General features: G+C 40.0%; 14 protein-coding genes, 1 pseudogene and 1 riboswitch. All 15 genes and pseudogenes read left to right on the top strand.

Annotated features, from left to right (window positions below; genetic code table 11):
* Positions 1 to 2 precede the first annotated feature (2 nt).
* The 15 genes and pseudogenes from ACSYSN_RS01005 to ACSYSN_RS01075 all read left to right on the top strand — a co-directional run bounded on the left by ACSYSN_RS01005 (position 3) and on the right by ACSYSN_RS01075 (position 17,112).
* Positions 3 to 1,871 carry an ABC transporter ATP-binding protein gene (locus ACSYSN_RS01005; protein ID WP_491712423.1) on the top strand — a complete coding sequence of 623 codons (1,869 nt, stop codon included), beginning with the start codon at positions 3 to 5 and terminating at the stop codon, positions 1,869 to 1,871.
* A 222-nt stretch (positions 1,872 to 2,093) separates the two neighbouring features.
* Positions 2,094 to 2,780, top strand: coding sequence for a response regulator transcription factor CroR (gene croR, locus ACSYSN_RS01010; protein WP_317637684.1), 687 nt, complete (start codon positions 2,094 to 2,096; stop codon positions 2,778 to 2,780).
* Between the two features lie 4 nt (positions 2,781 to 2,784).
* The gene (locus ACSYSN_RS01015; RefSeq protein WP_491712424.1) at positions 2,785 to 3,939 is read left to right on the top strand and encodes a sensor histidine kinase; all 1,155 of its coding nucleotides are present in this window, start codon (positions 2,785 to 2,787) and stop codon (positions 3,937 to 3,939) included.
* A gap of 44 nt (positions 3,940 to 3,983) precedes the next feature.
* Positions 3,984 to 5,555, top strand: a complete 1,572-nt coding sequence (locus tag ACSYSN_RS01020) for a UDP-N-acetylmuramoyl-L-alanyl-D-glutamate--2,6-diaminopimelate ligase (protein WP_491712425.1) — start codon at positions 3,984 to 3,986, stop codon at positions 5,553 to 5,555.
* A 13-nt stretch (positions 5,556 to 5,568) separates the two neighbouring features.
* On the top strand, positions 5,569 to 6,318 hold the full coding sequence (locus ACSYSN_RS01025; protein WP_491712426.1) for an aspartate/glutamate racemase family protein: 750 nt from the start codon (positions 5,569 to 5,571) through the stop codon (positions 6,316 to 6,318).
* A gap of 117 nt (positions 6,319 to 6,435) precedes the next feature.
* The gene (locus ACSYSN_RS01030) at positions 6,436 to 6,630 is read left to right on the top strand and encodes a hypothetical protein (protein ID WP_491712427.1); all 195 of its coding nucleotides are present in this window, start codon (positions 6,436 to 6,438) and stop codon (positions 6,628 to 6,630) included.
* Between the two features lie 119 nt (positions 6,631 to 6,749).
* The gene (locus ACSYSN_RS01035; RefSeq protein ID WP_491712428.1) at positions 6,750 to 8,000 is read left to right on the top strand and encodes an SLAP domain-containing protein; all 1,251 of its coding nucleotides are present in this window, start codon (positions 6,750 to 6,752) and stop codon (positions 7,998 to 8,000) included.
* Between the two features lie 166 nt (positions 8,001 to 8,166).
* Positions 8,167 to 9,138, top strand: a pseudogene (locus ACSYSN_RS01040) (helveticin J family class III bacteriocin).
* A gap of 343 nt (positions 9,139 to 9,481) precedes the next feature.
* A riboswitch (FMN riboswitch) is annotated at positions 9,482 to 9,616 on the top strand.
* A 234-nt stretch (positions 9,617 to 9,850) separates the two neighbouring features.
* Positions 9,851 to 9,958 carry a hypothetical protein gene (locus tag ACSYSN_RS01045; protein ID WP_491712874.1) on the top strand — a complete coding sequence of 36 codons (108 nt, stop codon included), beginning with the start codon at positions 9,851 to 9,853 and terminating at the stop codon, positions 9,956 to 9,958.
* Positions 9,927 to 10,361 carry a 6,7-dimethyl-8-ribityllumazine synthase gene (locus ACSYSN_RS01050; RefSeq protein ID WP_491712429.1) on the top strand — a complete coding sequence of 145 codons (435 nt, stop codon included), beginning with the start codon at positions 9,927 to 9,929 and terminating at the stop codon, positions 10,359 to 10,361. Before ACSYSN_RS01045 ends, ACSYSN_RS01050 begins: the two co-directional genes overlap by 32 nt.
* A gap of 191 nt (positions 10,362 to 10,552) precedes the next feature.
* Entirely contained in the window at positions 10,553 to 11,254 is a 702-nt protein-coding gene (locus ACSYSN_RS01055) for a coenzyme F420-0:L-glutamate ligase (RefSeq protein WP_491712430.1), read from the top strand.
* A gap of 288 nt (positions 11,255 to 11,542) precedes the next feature.
* The gene (locus ACSYSN_RS01060; protein WP_491712431.1) at positions 11,543 to 13,345 is read left to right on the top strand and encodes a PTS mannitol transporter subunit IIBC; all 1,803 of its coding nucleotides are present in this window, start codon (positions 11,543 to 11,545) and stop codon (positions 13,343 to 13,345) included.
* 14 nt (positions 13,346 to 13,359) lie between these two features.
* Positions 13,360 to 13,803: a PTS mannitol transporter subunit IIA gene (locus ACSYSN_RS01065; RefSeq protein ID WP_491712432.1), complete on the top strand. Its 444-nt coding sequence runs from the start codon at positions 13,360 to 13,362 to the stop codon at positions 13,801 to 13,803.
* Positions 13,803 to 14,951, top strand: coding sequence for a mannitol-1-phosphate 5-dehydrogenase (locus tag ACSYSN_RS01070; RefSeq protein WP_491712433.1), 1,149 nt, complete (start codon positions 13,803 to 13,805; stop codon positions 14,949 to 14,951). Before ACSYSN_RS01065 ends, ACSYSN_RS01070 begins: the two co-directional genes overlap by 1 nt.
* Before the next feature lie 109 nt (positions 14,952 to 15,060).
* Positions 15,061 to 17,112: a BglG family transcription antiterminator gene (locus tag ACSYSN_RS01075; protein WP_491712434.1), complete on the top strand. Its 2,052-nt coding sequence runs from the start codon at positions 15,061 to 15,063 to the stop codon at positions 17,110 to 17,112.
* The last annotated feature ends 15 nt before the right edge of the window (positions 17,113 to 17,127 follow it).

A 17,127-nucleotide genomic window follows, 5' to 3' on the forward strand; every position in this document is an offset into this window, starting at 1 on the left:
TGATGGATTTGGATAAAGCAGCAGAAAACAAGAATACAAATATGAAGGGCCACCGCACCACTACTTTAATGCGATTGCTCAAGCTGATAGCAAGCACTAGTCCATGGATGCTAGTGGTTTCGCTGGTAGCAATTGTGCTAACCGCGGCAGCAACCGTGGCTGGCTCGCTATTTATTGAGCGGCTGATTAATGACTACATTATTCCTTTGACTAAGCAGGCTCAACCAAACTTTGGTCCATTATGGCATGCCATCACGATTATGTTTGGCTTTTATGCCATTGGCTTTATTGCCAATTACCTCTTTGCGATGCTAATGGCGGTTTTGGCCCAGAAGGTGCAATATCGGGTGCGTAATGAGATGTTCAAACACATGGAGAAATTGTCGATTGCCTATTTTGACGGCAATGACTACGGTGATATCATGAGCCGCTATACTAACGACATCGATACCCTAATGCAGATGATTTCGCAGTCAATTCCCCAGTTTTTGAACTCAACCTTGAATGTAGTCTTTGCCCTGGGAGCAATGTTAAGTCTTAGCTGGCAGCTAACCATTTTCACCTTAATTATTTTTGCACTTTCAATTGGCGTGGTTCGTTTCCTGACTACTCGGTCGTCACACTACTTTCAGTTGCAACAAAAGGAATTGGGTCAAGTTAACGGTTATAACGAAGAGATGCTTAATGGGTTAAAGGTCATTAAGGTCTTCAGCCATGAACCAGAAGTTGAAAAAAACTTTGATGTGTACAACCAGGCCTTAGAAGATGCAGCTGGTAAGGCCAACACTTATGCGACAATCCTATTTCCGATTATGGGCAACATGGGTAACCTGCTCTACGTTTTGATTGCAGTCTTAGGCGGAGCAGTTGCAATTAACCACATTGCACCACTGTCACTGGGGGTAATTGGGGCTTTCTTGCAGTTGTCTAAGCAATTTACCATGCCAATTGCCCAGATTTCCCAACAGTTGAACTCAATTGTCATGGCTCTGGCTGGTGCTAAGCGTATTTTTGATTTGGAAGACCAGGCGGTTGAAGTCGATGACGGAGATGTGACTATCGCCAAGGATGAGAATGTCAAGGGCACGTGGCATTGGAATGTCCCGCAAGCAGACGGAACTATGCAGAAAATTACGGTTAAGGGACATATTGTCTTTGACCAGGTAAATTTTGGTTATTCGCCTAAAAAGCAGATTCTTTATGATATTTCGCTCGATGCTAAGCCAGGCATGAAGGTTGCTCTAGTCGGTGAGACTGGAGCCGGGAAGACAACCATTTCTAATATGATTAACCGCTTCTATGAGATTAATTCGGGAACCATCACTTACGATGGTATTCCGATTAAGCGGATTAAAAAAGATGATTTACGTCGTTCTCTATCAATTGTTCTGCAGGACACGCATATGTTTACGGGCACAGTGATGGACAATATTCGTTTTGGTAACACAGAAGCTAGTGACGATGAAGTATATCAGGCAGCTCACCTATCACATGCAGATGAATTCATCCATCACCTGGACGAAGGCTACAAAACCATTATTGATGGTAATGGTGGCGATCTCTCCCAGGGCCAGATGCAGCTGCTAAGTATTGCCCGAGCAATGATTGCGGATGAACCGGTGATGATTTTGGATGAAGCTACTTCAAGTATCGACACGCAAACTGAAAAGTTGGTTCAGGCCGGCATGGACAACCTTTTGGCAGGGCGCACGAGCTTTGTGATTGCCCACCGCTTGTCGACGATTGTTAACTCTGACTTAATTCTAGTGCTTGACCATGGTCATATTATCGAGGCTGGTAACCACGATCAACTGCTTAAGGAGCAGGGCTACTACTACGAATTATATACTGGCAAAAAAGAAATTGAATAAAAAATCAGTCCCTGATTCCACTTAGCTGATATCAGGGATTTTTTTGTAACTTCTTGAATAAGTCAAAATGTGCTTGATACTTTTTTAGGAAAAGATAAAGTTATGACTGATTATTAGGTGTTTAGGTTAAAATCGGCTAAAATATTAGACAATGATTCTGTTACACTATATATTAGTAGAAATTAAGTTGAAAATAAGTTTAAAAAGAAGGGAATTTGCCCTATGAAAATTTTGGTTGTTGATGATGATAAGGAAATCGTTGAATTATTAAGTATATACCTCAAAAACGAGGGTTATACGCCAGTAGTTGCCTATAGTGGTAAGGAGGCTATTACTAAGCTGACGACCACGCCTGACATCTCGCTGATGATTCTGGATGTGATGATGCCAAGTATGAATGGGATTGACGTAATTAAGGAGGTCCGTAAGGATTCTGATATTCCGATTATTATTGTCTCAGCCAAAACTGGCGATATGGACAAGATTAAGGGTCTAATTACGGGCGCCGATGACTATGTCTCAAAACCCTTTAATCCACTTGAAGTGATGGCTCGGGTTCGGTCCTTGCTCAGACGCAGTCAGAAACAGGTCAAGGACGATGAACCTGATGTCTTAGAAGTGGGGCCACTGGTCGTTAACCGCGATTCACACGAGGTTAAGACGATTGCCGGTCAGGACATTCAGTTGACGGCGTTAGAATTTGGAATACTTTATCTACTGGCTAGTCACCCTAACCGCGTCTTCTCAGCGGATGAAATTTTTGAACGGGTTTGGCAACAAGAATCGATTGTGTCGGCTAAGACGGTCATGGTCCACGTGTCACACTTACGGGATAAGATCCAAAAGGCGACAGATGGTGAGGATGTTATCCAGACTGTTTGGGGCGTTGGCTATAAAATTGAGGCTTAGCTAAATGAAAAAAGAACGGGTCAAGTTAACCGCAGCGGAAAAAAGCGAGTTATTTGCCGAGGGGGTCATTACGGTGGTCCTCTTGTTACTACTCAATTTATCGGTTGTCATTCTGATTAATTTGACTATTCTCCAAAACAAGAACTTGGTTAATGGTATCTATTTTTTAAAGAAGACCATTACCTTTGCTGGTGGCCGCCATTTGTGGTCCTGGCAAAACACCTTTTTGATTATTATGGGTATTGGGGATTTGATTGTACTGTACTGGCGCCTGATTCGACGCTACCACCAGATGCAGCTGCGCCATGTTATTTCTGAACTTCACTATATCGCTCAAGGGCACTTTGACCACAAGATTTCGTTTAGAGTAAAAACCGACTTGCAAAAAGTGATTGATTCAATTAATTCACTGGTCAGCAGTACGGTCAATGCTATTGAAGAGGAACGGACAATTGAAAAGTCCAAGGACGAATTAATTAGCAATGTATCGCACGATATCAGAACACCGCTAACTTCGATTATTGGCTATTTAGGCTTGCTAAAGTCGGGTGTGGCTGATCCTGAAGATCAACAGCGTTACCTCAATATCGCCTTTACCAAAGCAGAACAGATGAAGGCACTGGCTCATGACCTACTTGAATATACGACAATTAAGTCGACTACGACTAAGTTGAACTTGTCCACTTTGCATATTTTTTCCATGCTGGAACAGGTGGCCGCCGGGTTTGAAATCGAGGCTGAAGAAAAGAACATTGAGTTCAATATTGAAACCAGACCCAAGGAGTTGACAATTCAAGCTGATCCAGAAAAACTTGTTCGCATCTATAATAATCTGATTAGCAATGCCTTGAAGTATGGCACTGGTGCAAGTCAGATCAACCTAATTGCCAACTTGGTCAACAATAATGAAGTGGAACTGCGGGTAGAAAATAACGGGGCCCAAATTCCGGCCGCATCCTTGAAAAAAATCTTTGAACGCTTTTATCGGGTGGAAACTTCGCGTAATACAGAAACAGGTGGGACTGGGCTGGGCCTATCGATTACTAAGAGTATTGTCGACTTACATCATGGCAAAATCCGTTGTGAATCAGATCCGGATTGGACCAAGTTCATTATTAGTTTGCCGCTAGACCCAAAGAATACTAACACGGTAGCCTAGCTGTGTTATAATTTTGACTGAGATAAAAAACAGAGGGGTATAGCATGAGTATTTCTTTAAATACCTGTATTTTAATTTTGAAAGAACACCACTTGTTGAAATCGAGCGCGGTTCAAGACACGGTTATGACCAGGATGGAGTATGTATCATATGATTCACGCGACATCCAAACGAATACCTTGTTCTTTTGTAAGGGAGCAGGGTTCCGACCGACTTACTTGTCGATGGCGAAAGACAACGGTGCTAATTGTTATGTGGCAGAGCAGCCTTATCCAGAGGGTAAGGGTATGCACGCCTTAATCGTGCGTGACGTGTCTAAGGCAATGGCCTTATTGTCTGCAGCGTTCTTCCGTTTTCCTCAGGATGACTTGTATGTAGTTGGGATCACGGGCACTAAGGGTAAGACAACGACAGCCTACTTTTTAAAGGGGATGCTGGACCAGATCAATGGAGGTAAGACAGCGCTTCTTTCATCGGTTAATAATGTTGTCGGACAGCAGCCTGAAGATACCTTCAAGTCTAGTTTGACCACGCCGGAGTCACTTGACTTATTCCGTGACATGCGCAATGCTGCTGATAATGGAATGACCCATTTGGTGATGGAAGTTTCAAGCCAAGCTTATAAGAAAAACCGGGTATTTGGCCTAACTTATGACCTGGGCTTTTTCCTTAATATTACGCCTGATCACATTGGTCATAATGAACATCCTAACTTTGCTGATTATTTGCACTGCAAGCTCCAATTACTGGTTAATGCCCGCAAGTGTATCATTAATGCCCAAACTGACCGCTTTAGTGAAGTATATGCGGCGGCGACGACAACCACCGAACCAAATAGTATCTACCTATTTGCCGATGAGCAGTTTGACAATCCTGAATTGAAAGAAACAATTGATTTTCGTTACTCAGCTCAGGAAAGTGACATGGTCCAAACCTGCTTTCAGGTCTTATGTGTAAGTGACAAGGCTAAGGCACTGGAGATTGCCGGTAACTATCGGCTGAAAATGCTGGGTGACTTTAACCAGTCAAACGGTACGGCGGCGATTATTGGAGCTGGTCTTGCTGGTATGAATCATGATGATGCGGCTCGCGGAATTGCTGCAGTGACAGTTCCAGGTAGAATGCAGACAGAGGTTACCCAAGAACATGGAGTTGTAGTTGTTGATTATGCTCACAATGAAGCTTCAATGATAGCTCTAATGGGTTTTATGCAACGTGAATTCGACAATCCCAAAATCATTGTGGTTGTAGGTGCACCCGGCGATAAAGGTGAGTCCCGGCGCGCCGGTTTTAGTCATAGTTTAAATGTCTATGCTGACAAGGTGTTCTTGACGACTGATGATCCGGGCTTTGAGGATCCAAAACAAATCGCTGAAGAAATTAATGCTGGGATCGACCATTCTAGAGTTGAGGTAACTTTTGAACTAGATCGGGCTAAGGCCATTCATGATGCAATTGCTCTGGCAGGCAAAAATGATGTGGTACTTATTTGTGGTAAAGGTGAGGATAACTTCCAGAAAATTCGTGGAATTGACACGCCGTATTTGTCAGACATTACGGTTGCCCAGCAAGCAATTAACGAGTTGGAAGGTCAAGACGAGCACTTTAAGCACTAGAAAAGCGGACAAAATGAAAGATTTCTTTAGTATTATTGGTGGCATGGGAACGATTGCTACGGAGAGCTATGTGCGAATGCTTAACCATCGGGTTAAGATTAGTAGGGACCAGGATTATTTGAACTATCTTTTAGTAAATGATGCTCAAATCCCTGATCGCACAACTTATATCAAGGACCACACCAAGCCTAATTTTTTCTTTGCTTTGCGTGAAGATATTCTGCAACAGGCCCAGCTGAAGCCGGACTTTATGGTAATGCCTTGTAATACGGCACACTATTTTTATGATGATTTGGTTAAACTGACTGATATTCCCTTTTTGAACATGATGCGGATTGCTGTCCACCACTTTGTTGATGAATACCCCCAAGAACAAAGGATTGGGGTCATTGCTACAGAAGGATCAATTTATGACCACCTGTATGTGGATGAGATTGAGAAGGTAAAACGTACTGTGGAACTGGGCGGACCAGAAATTCAACCGCTGGTTACAAGGTTAATTTACACTAATATTAAGGAAAAAGGCATTGTGGATGCAGAATTATACCATCACATTTTGCGCACAATGCACGATCAATATGGTTGTAAGGTCATTTTATTAGGGTGTACTGAACTGTCTTTAGCTCAGGAAAAAGCACCAGACCACCCGTATCATGTCATTGATCCACAGTCGATCCTGGCTGATGTTGCAATTGAACTTGAACAGCAAATTCGCGCAGGCCAGAACCCAAAAGAAGTAGTACAAAAGTATTTATATCAGTAAGATCAGCGATTTTTAAGAGTCGCTGGTCTTTTTTTGACTAAAAGTTGACAAGATGGTCAAATAGTTATACCGTATTAGATAATTAGTACACACCAAATTATGAATGAAGGAACAACTATGATGTATCTTTTATACACACTTATCGGTCTAGTAATTATTCTGTTAACCAATCTAGCAGTAACGATCCTTTTAACTTTGAATGACCTTCGTTCTCATCAATGGGAAGATAACGGGCATTTTATCAATGTCTTTAAGAAGTATTTTGGTAAGAATAACAATATTCCGCTGCACTTTGCCGATTGGATGTTATAAATCTGCTAAAAAATTTTGAAATCACTAACAATATCATTATCGCTGTCATTTTTCTATCTTAATTATTTCAATGTACTATAATTAGCGTGAGAGATTAATTTTATGTTTGAGGTATTATTATGAAAATTAGTAAAAAACTCATCCTGGGAGCAGTTGCTGGCACCTTGGCTCTCGGTGCTGCGATTCCATTAGCAACCACTACTAGCAAGACAGTCACTGCTGCTACTTCAACTAATAACTTGAAGTTAGCCCATGGTGCCTACGTCTTCAACAAAAAGGGTAAACGCCTGCGTACTTATCGCGGCAGCACGTGGAAGACCCACCTTAAAAAAGGCGCCACCCTTAAATTTACTGGTGCAATCGAACCCACCGAGCGCGACAGCAAACGCTTTTTCTTGCTCGACGATGATAACTATAACCAGTCTTGGCTTCCTTATAAACAAATAAAGGGGCAATATTACTATGGCATTGGTGCTGGTGGCTACATTAAAGCCAGCAACGTCAGCCAAATTGCTGGCAAGCCGCTGTATACCTCTGAAGCAACGGTGACCTTCATGTTGCCAAAAAACGCTGGTGTGACTTCACTAACATTTGGTTATGGTACCGATAAATTTACCCTTAAAAATGGACAAAAAATCAAGATAGACCGAATTACTAATATGGCAGATGGCAATAAACGCGACAATTATTATCGCTTTAGCGGTAAAACTGCCACTTTTGTAGGTTCTTTTGACCTTAAAGCAAAACCCCGACAAAGACTATTAACGCTCACAAAATATACCTTTGTTACTACAATCAAAAATATCAATGCTTATAATATTAATGGACAAATTCGTACTAATTCAACTGATGAAGCCAACGGCTTTATTAAAGACGAAAATATTCCTGTAAGTAAATTACTCTACATTTGGGTACCAAAAGATAATAAAGCTGAACTATTCTATTACTTACAAGATTTTCCAAATAACTTTCCCAAAAGCAAAAATAATTGTAGCTACATTAAAGCTAGCGACGTCAAGTACATTTCTGGTTCATACTTGACCGCTACGAATAGTCCTGAAGAAGCCCGGATTAACGCTAAAATTGCCACAGCTGACGACAAACAAAATTTACAAAAATTAATTGACCAAGAACCTAGTATTAAAGCAACAGATAACTATCAAAACTTTTACAGAGGATATTACGCTGGAATTTATGATGTAGCCTTAAAAGTTGCCAAGGAAGTAAATAGTTCCCCAACAGCCACAATTGCAGAAGTTAACCAAGCGATTTGGCTTTTAAACAAAAACCAAAGTACACTTATGAATGCCACAGATGATAGCACATTGGCAGATGATGTTCTATTAGATGCTAGACCTGTTAGTTACTAATTTTTCTATATAATGTATACAAATATCCTAGTTTATAGCTGGGATATTTGTATTTTGTTTTTCAAACAAATATTTGTAAATAGCGAACATATATTATATATTAATTATGATTTCGAAATCAAAATAACTTGTTCAAAAATTAGATTGTAATGAAAGGAATAATTTTATGCTTACAAAAACTAACCCAAATATTTCACTAGATTATCAATTAGATAATGGTGCTAGTAGCTATCTACTTCAAAATGTTGTCCAAAAAGGTAATGTGACAAACTCTAACGTTTACGCTCTACAATTGAGTAAAAATGTTAACTATCTTTTTAAGGCTGCTAAAAAGCCTTACATGTACTTCGGTAAACATATCATGTCACTGTCAAATACTGGTAATAATACCGCTGGTGGCCACACTCAAACCTTTGAATTTTCGGACCAAGACGGTTGTTGGTTCATCGGTACCAAGGGTATCCTAAAACCTGGTGCAAAATATAAATGGGCCACTCAAATAGCCCGAGTAAAGCTTCCACATGACAATGGTCCTCACACGCTAAATACTGATTTCCCGAGACTATCACATCTTAATAAGGCGGGTGGTTTTGACCTCGGTACTACATTTTATCGTTCAGAAGCAGCCGTTTCTCCGAATTACAAGACTCTACTGATTGCCACTACTGACACACCTGCTGGTAACGGCTACTTTTCTCTATATGATCTTGAAACCGTTAATGATGCTTTAAATAGAGCTGGCACTAGTGATGTTAATATCGCAACCCTAGCCCAATATTGTAAAGGTTCTTTTAGAATTAAAAATTTCACTGGTACAGTTGCATCAATTCAGGGTTTCGACATTGACAATGACTTTAATATCTACGTTTCCAGTCAAGAATCTCCTGATGAGTTTACAACAGCTGCAAAACAAAAAGACCGTCACATTTATAAAATTCCCTGGGGTGCCACAAGTACAGATAATTGGACAGATATTGACTTAACAAACAACTCTGCCATCAAAAATTGAAACTATCCTTCAGAATTTGAAAGTGTCCAGGTTCTTGGCAACAACGATGTCTACTTGACAGTCGCCTTTCATGGAAAAGTAGGTACAAGCTGGAAAACAATTGCTAATCGAATCTATGAAATTACTTGATAAGCTCTCTAGACCAAAGTAACTTAACATAATGTAGTTTAAGCGAAGTAGGTTTAATACCTAGAGCCACAAGGCTCAATTTGGCAATAAATAATTGTTTGTGAATTTTAACCCGTATAGCAAAAGGGAAGACTGAATTAATAGTCTTCCTTTTTTTGCTTACTAGCCAATTTCACAATTAGTACAAATTTTTCTGACATTTAATGGTTGTAGTATAGGATATCTTGATGAAACTTTGATAAATTGAGTTTCCTACCCATACGACTATTATTGAATAATTTCCTCCTTTAAGTATTGACGATTAAGTAAATCAGGACTATTCTTAATTTAATTGAATTGAATACGGTTTCTTCGGGGCAGGGTGTAATTCCCTACCGACGGTGACAACGAGTGTGTTGAAGTCCGTGACCCGCGTTAAGCGGTGGAACTAGTGCAAGTCTAGTACCGACAGTTAAAGTCTGGATGGGAGAAGAACAAATAACAACTAATATTTGACTCGCGCTAGAGCAGACTGAGCTGAAATCCTGAAATCATATTTAGTTAATAAAAAAGCGCCCCGTTGACTAACTTCAACGGGGTTTTCTATGCTTAGGAAGTGAAAAAATTGCAAGATAAAGATTATATGCGGATGGCTGTCAAAGAAGCAGTGAAGGCGCAAGGCATGACCTAGACCAACCCCTTGGTGGGAGCCGTGATTGTCAAAAACGGGCAGGTGCTGGGCACCGGCTACCACCACCAGTACGGGCGTGAACACGCGGAAGTTAATGCGCTGTTGCATTTGACGAAGCTTGAAGAAGCGCGTCATTATAGGTCAGGTTGATCCCCACGAAGTTGTAGGCGGCAAGGGAATTAAATATCTCAATGAACATAACGTGGAAACGGAAGTAATCGGTGGCACGGAGTACTTGAATGAGGCGTATAACTTCTTTTACCGTCAGCACCGGCCACTGGTCACCCTGAAATATGCAATGTCGCTTGACGGCAAGCTCAATGAGGCTGGAAACAAGCGCACAATGTTGACGGGTGAGGCGACACAAGATGACGTGCAGCAGTTGCGCCTGCGTAATCAAGCTATCTTGGTAGGTGCAAACACGGTGCTTATGACTGACACGGTGGCCCAGGCAACGGACCGGGCCGGTGGCAAGTCAGGCAACAAGGGTGCAGAGTGCGCCACCGATGTCTTAGAGGTTCTGAGTATCGAAGAGCAAATTGACCAATTATAAGAATAAATGAGTGTATCGTGTTGGTGCTACGCCATTGGTAGCGGCAAACAAAACAGGACATTTCTCAAAGGAAAAATGTCCTGTTTTTGGTTATTTTGTTAGGGTGAAAATGAGCTAATAAAATGATTAGTTAACTTTTATAATTTGCTTGATAGAGTAATTTTTTTGGTAAAGCAGATGGGAGTAAAGAAATGATTGAAATTAATGGTTTGCATGGCGTTCCCCAGATTTCTGAACCAGGTGATTTACCCAAGATACTAGTAGAAACGATAAAAAAAGAGAACTTTACAATTGCAGAAGGGGATGTCCTTTGTGTTGCTTCTAAGCTATGTTCGATTGCCGAAGGCAATGTAATTGAGCTGGATCAGGTAAGACCGTCTGTGCTAGCACAGAAAATTCACGCTCAAATTCCGCGTAAAGATGCCCGATTAATCCAAGTGGTTATTGATCCAACTGGCAACAACCTTGAAATAGCTGATAATTATCTTGGTGCATGGCTGCCCAGTGGACTGTTTCTAACCAGTGGTGGGGTCGACAAGGGTCAAGGTGATACCGTAATTACTTTGCCGCAAGATTGTGATCGATCGGCACGGGAAATTCGTGCTGCGATTTTTGCTGAATTGGGCATCAGGACGAGTGTCATTATTACGGATAGTGACGGCCGTGTTGATAAAAAGGGTGCAACTCAGGTCGCAATTGGCCTTAGCGGACTTAGTGGTTTGCGGGTCAACGAGCATACACATACGTCTGAGACCCTGTGCGATCTGCTGGCAGCCGCTGCGGGTCTGGTAATGGGGCAGCGTGGTGTCAACATTCCATTAGTCTGCATTCATGGTTTGGACTATGAGAAGTCACTTGAGTGCGGAATCGGGGATGTGGTGAATGGAAGGTAGTTATTTTTAGAGGTAGGATAAATAAAATAATTAGCGAAAAAATAATATATCCTATATTCATTTCAATTTTTTAAAAAATCTCTTAATTACAACACTTGCAAAAAATGACACTAGACAATATATCGTCTAGTGTCATTTTTATTTATTATTGATTTTTTGCTGTCAAAAGTTTTGCAAATTCATTTTGGCAGTTATGGTTTGCCAAAAAGGCAACTAGATTATGTTGTAAGCGCATACTAATACCCTTAAAATAAAAACATGAACGAAGTTTGATAGGAGAAGATAGAAATGACACAAGGTAGTCAGGCTGTTGGGCAAACAACAGTCAAACAAAAAAGTTCAATTAAAACTAAGATTCAACGTTTTGGTACTGCTCTCTCCGGGATGATTATGCCTAATATTGCGGCGATCATTGCCTGGGGATTGGTAACAGCACTGTTTTTGGTGCCGGGAGGTTGGTTACCTAATGCGCAAATTGCTAAATTAATTAATCCCATGCTCCATTATTTGCTACCTCTACTGATAGGTTATGTCGGTGGCCGCATGGTATATGAGGAGCGTGGTGCCGTTGTCGGTGCTATTGCAACAACAGGTGTAATTGTCGGAGCCGATGTACCTATGTTTCTCGGAGCCATGATTATGGGACCTCTTGGGGGCTGGTGCATGAAGCAATTTGACCGGCTATTTTCAGACAAGATAAGAACTGGCTTTGAAATGATTTACCAAAATTTCTCTGCAGGGATTATCGGAATGGTCCTGGCTATTATTGGGCAGTTTATTGTTAACCCCTTGGTGGTTGGTGGTAGCAACATTGCCGCTCAAGGTGTTTCTTGGATTATCTCGGCCCACTTACTGCCACTAGCTAATATTTTTATTGAGCCAGCCAAAGTTTTATTCCTTAACAATGCGGTTGGTAATGGTATTTTGGTCCCATTAGGTATTCAGCAAGTAGGACAGGCAGGTAAGTCAATCCTCTTCTTGCTGGAATCCAATCCTGGTCCGGGGTTAGGAATTTTACTTGCTTTTTGTCTGTACGGCAAGGGCAGTTCTAAATCGTCGGCACCAGGTGCAGTTATTATTCAGTTCTTAGGTGGTATCCATGAAATATACTTCCCGTATATTTTAATGAAACCACTCTTGATTGTTCCTGCTATTTTGGCAGGTATATCGGGAACATTTACTTTTCAGTTACTAGGTGCTGGGTTAAAAGCAGCTGCCTCACCTGGGTCAATTATTTCAATTCTATTGATGACTCCTAAGGGCAGTTATATTGCCAACTTGGCAGGTATTCTAGTAGCTACAATTGTTTCCTTTATTCTCTCAGCAATTATTCTTAAGCGAGACAAGTCGCTTGGCGGTGATCTTGAAACTAAACAGGCAGAAATGCAGCAAATGAAGGCTGAGTCCAAGGGCCTTACAAATAATAACAACGGGTTATCGGCTTCAACCGATATTAAAAAGATTATCTTTGCTTGTGATGCTGGTATGGGATCATCGGCAATGGGTGCATCATTATTACGTGATAAGTTAAAGAAAGCTGGCATAACAACTGTTCCAGTAACCAATGTTGCTGTACGCGACTTAAAACCAGAACCCAATTTATTAGTAGTTACGCAAAAGGAACTAACAGATCGGGCAACCGAAAAAACTCCCGCTGCAATTCATGTTTCGGTTGGTAATTTCATGAACAGTTCACGCTATGATGAAATTGTACAGATGCTAAAACAGAATGTTAATAAAGCTAACTCTGATAGTGCTTCTGAAGAACCAGCTGAAAATATTTCAGGTTTATTCAGCCAGATTGATTTCGCAAGAGTTAAAAAAATCAGCTTTGTAAGTGGAGACAAAAACATTGGCTCAACCACAATGGCAGTAAGTTCATTCAACGATGAACTTAAACTGGCGCAAAAGAACCTGACTGCTAACCAGACATCTTTAGCAAATGTTCAGGATAGTCCAGATCAGTTGCTAATCACAACAACTGCAATGGTAGAGCAACTAAAAAGGCATGTTTCACAAGCACAAATAGTTGCTGTTGATGACCTGCTAAAGGACAAAAATTTAAAAAATCTGATTTTCCATTTAGAGTAGTTAGGATTTAGAAAATGAAACTTGATAAAAAGATGATTAAGCTGAATCAGCACTTCGACACAAAAGAAGACGCAATTCGAGCTGCCGGTCAATTATTGGTTGATAACGGATGTGTTGAACCTGGTTATGTTAATTCAATGCTCGAACGCAATAAGGAACTTTCAACATATATTGGTAACTTTATTGCCATTCCACACGGTATCGATGAGGGTAAAAAGTATATTAAAAAAACCGGCATTTCCGTTATTCAAGTTCCTGAAGGAATCGAGTTTGGGGAAAACCATGATGATCATAAAGTGGTAACGGTGGTTTTCGGTATTGCTGGTGTAAATAACGAACATTTGAATGTTTTGTCACAAATTGCACTGTTTTGTAGAAAAGTTGAAAACGTTGCTAAATTAGCAGATGCACAGTCAGAACAAGAAGTAATTGATCTTTTAAAAGAGGTAGAAGAATAGTGAAAGCAGTACATTTTGGAGCAGGTAATATTGGCCGCGGTTTTATTGGTGAAACATTAGCTGATAATGACTTTGCGATTGCCTTTGTCGACGTGAACGAAACAATTATTGATGAGCTGAACAGACGTCATGAGTACACAATTGAGTTAGCGGCCGATGGACAACAGAAAATTAACGTTAAAAACGTCCGAGGAATTAATAATAGTAAAAACCCGGACCAAGTTATCGCTGCAATTGCCGAAACAGACATAGTGACAACAGCCATTGGGCCAAAGATTTTACAGTTTATTGCGCAATTAATTGCCCAGGGAATTAATGCCCGAAAAGATAAAGGTAATGAGCAAAAAATTGATATCATTGCTTGTGAAAATATGATTGGTGGTTCTCAGTTATTAAAGCAAGAAGTATACAAGCACTTGGAAGATAGTGATAAAACGTTTGCTGATAAATATATCGGTTTTCCCAATGCAGCCGTTGATCGAATAGTCCCCTTGCAAGAGCATGACGATCCACTAATGGTTTCGGTTGAACCCTTTAAAGAATGGATTGTTGATAAGTCGCAAATGGCAAATCCTTCTTTAAAATTGACGGGAGTTGACTATGCCACAGACTTGGAGCCATATATTGAGCGTAAATTATTTTCTGTTAACACAGGTCATGCTACTGTTGCTTATACAGGTAAAACCCTTGGTTACAATAGTATCGGGGAGGCTATTAAAGATGATCGAGTACTGAGCCAGTTAAAGGGTGTCTTAAAAGAAACAGGTGACCTACTGATTGCAAAGTGGAATTTTGATCGGACGAAGCATAAAAAGTACCAAGAAAAAATTATTAAGCGCTTTGAAAATCCATATATTTCTGATACGATTGACCGAGTTGGCCGCACGCCGATTCGTAAGTTGGGCTATGATGAGCGTTTCATTAGACCGATTCGTGAAGCAAAGGACAGAGGACTAGATTATAGTAATTTGCTGGCAACGGCAGCTAAAATTTACCAGTTCGATGTCTCTAACGACGATGAAAGTGTAAAATTGCAACAAATGATTCAAGACAAGTTTGCAGAAGTAGTAGTTGCAACAACTGGCTTGAAGGACCAAGACTTGGTCAATGCACTTGCTGGTGCCATATCAGAAGAGTTTAAAAAATAAAATTTGTTTAACAGAAAGAACAGTCATTTGAGATAGTTAAGTTGAAGAATGACTGTTTTTGCTGATGCCAACTGATTACTTGATGATAATACCAGCAGGGATGGTGAAAATGGTTGTATTTACTGAACGACAAAGAAAAATTTTACTAAAGTTGATTGAAAATAAGAAAGGACTTTCTCTAGTTGATTTAGAACAACAGTTGGCTGTCAGTCAGCGTACTTTGTATCGTGAATTTGCTGATTTAAGGTTATATCTAGAGCAACAGGGCGTAATTTTAATTAATCGAAAAGGTCTTTACCAAATTGAGGGTAGTCAAGGCGCATTAACACAAGTTAAAAAAAGTTTGATTAATCAAAAGAAAATGTATTATTTTTCTACTGCATCAAGGCAAGATGCGATTGTTGCGATGCTGTTATTAAGCTGTACGGAAATGAAAATCAATGATTTGGCTTTGAATTTAGAGGTTAGCCAAGTCACAGTTCAACGAGATCTAGACGATGTTGCCGAGTCTCTAGAGGCCTATGGCTTGCATTTGCTGCGAAAAAAAGGGATTGGGATTATTGTTAGTGGACCTGAAAATATTCGGCGGTATCTTTTCTGCCGCGTAGTGTTAAATGAAATAAATGAATATCAATTTTTATTGAGTCTACAAAATAAAAAGAAAGCCATGAGCAATTTCTTCGCCCTGCTGATTCCCACTGATTTGCTAGTCAAGAGCTACGAAGCCCTGACGGTCAATGTATTACCTGAAATAAAAGGAATATACGACCAAAGAACCATATCACTCGTTTTAATGTTTGCTCTAACAATCTACCGGTTTTCCCAAGGCTGCAATTTGAGAAAGATAACTAATGAAAGTGTTGATATTAAGTATTTGGGGCTGACGTACAAATACTTGGCAAATTTGAACTATCAGAATATTGGGGAAAAATTGCCCAAAGAGGAAGTGAATTTTTTAGCGGTTCAGTTACAGAACAGCGACCATCAGGTTATCCCTAAGAACTTCGATGACATTGATTTATCAACTTCTATTCAGATAAAAGAATTTATCTCTTTAGTATCTACGGCATATGGCTGGGACTTTACCCGTAATCCGACTTTTTTTGAAAAATTAGCTTATCATATAGAGAGCTTGTTAAAAAAGAACCAATTACTATTACCTGAAGCAAATTTAGCTTCAATCAAAATTTTAGAGCAAAAGTATCAAAAACTAGCAAATATTATTGCTGAAAAGTGGCAAGAAGTATTCACACAAAAATATCTTAGCGAATATGAGAACCAGTTGTTGTTGCTGTACTTTGCCAATGAGTGTGAAAACCATAAATATTATCATGGGTTGAGTGCATTGGTAATTTGTGAAAACGGATTTTCAACCTCGCAAATTTTAAAAAGTCGTTTGCAACAAGAAGTGCCGGAAATTAGTCAGATTGATACAACTAAAATTGCCAAATTAAAGCAGCTTGATTTGGCTAATTACGATTTAGTTTTGACAACGGTCGATTTACCGGGCTTCCCGCGTGACTATCAAGTTGTGAGTCCGCTGCTTTTAAACAATGAAGTCAAAAAAATAAAAAAATATCTGAAGACTTACCAATTTAAATACGCTAATTTGAAAAAAAAGAAATCCAAACAACCAGCATTGCCGCGCTTGCTAGCACACAAAAAAGAAGTTGACCTATATGCTCGGATAGCTGCGCAAATAGTCGTTTTTAAATTTGAAAACACAAGTGGACAGTTACTAAAGCACATAATTAATGGTGTTGTTAAGCAACTTCCGGAAGAAGTGATTGCTGATGCTGAATCAGTTGCTCAAAAACTGCTCTATCGAATTAACTTATCACCAGTAGGTCTGCCTCATACCCATTTAGCGTTAGTGCATACTAGCAGTGCAGGTGTAAATCAAGCAGATGTTACAGTTTGTCAGCTGCAAATTCCAGTTAAGATGCTTGCAATGGATCGTAAAGAAATAGAAGTGAGGCGATTTTTGATTATGCTCGCTCCTGAAAAAGATGCATCTAGTGAAACTCAGGCATTAGGAATGATTAGTAGCATGCTAGTAATGAATAATGAAAGTATGGCTATGTTTGAAAATGGAACTACGAAGCAATTACAGGAGTTCTTAGCAGACAAATTCTTGGCGGTTTTGAAACATCAGAAATAAAAAATACTATATCAT

The organism is Lactobacillus sp. ESL1191 (assembly GCF_058504435.1).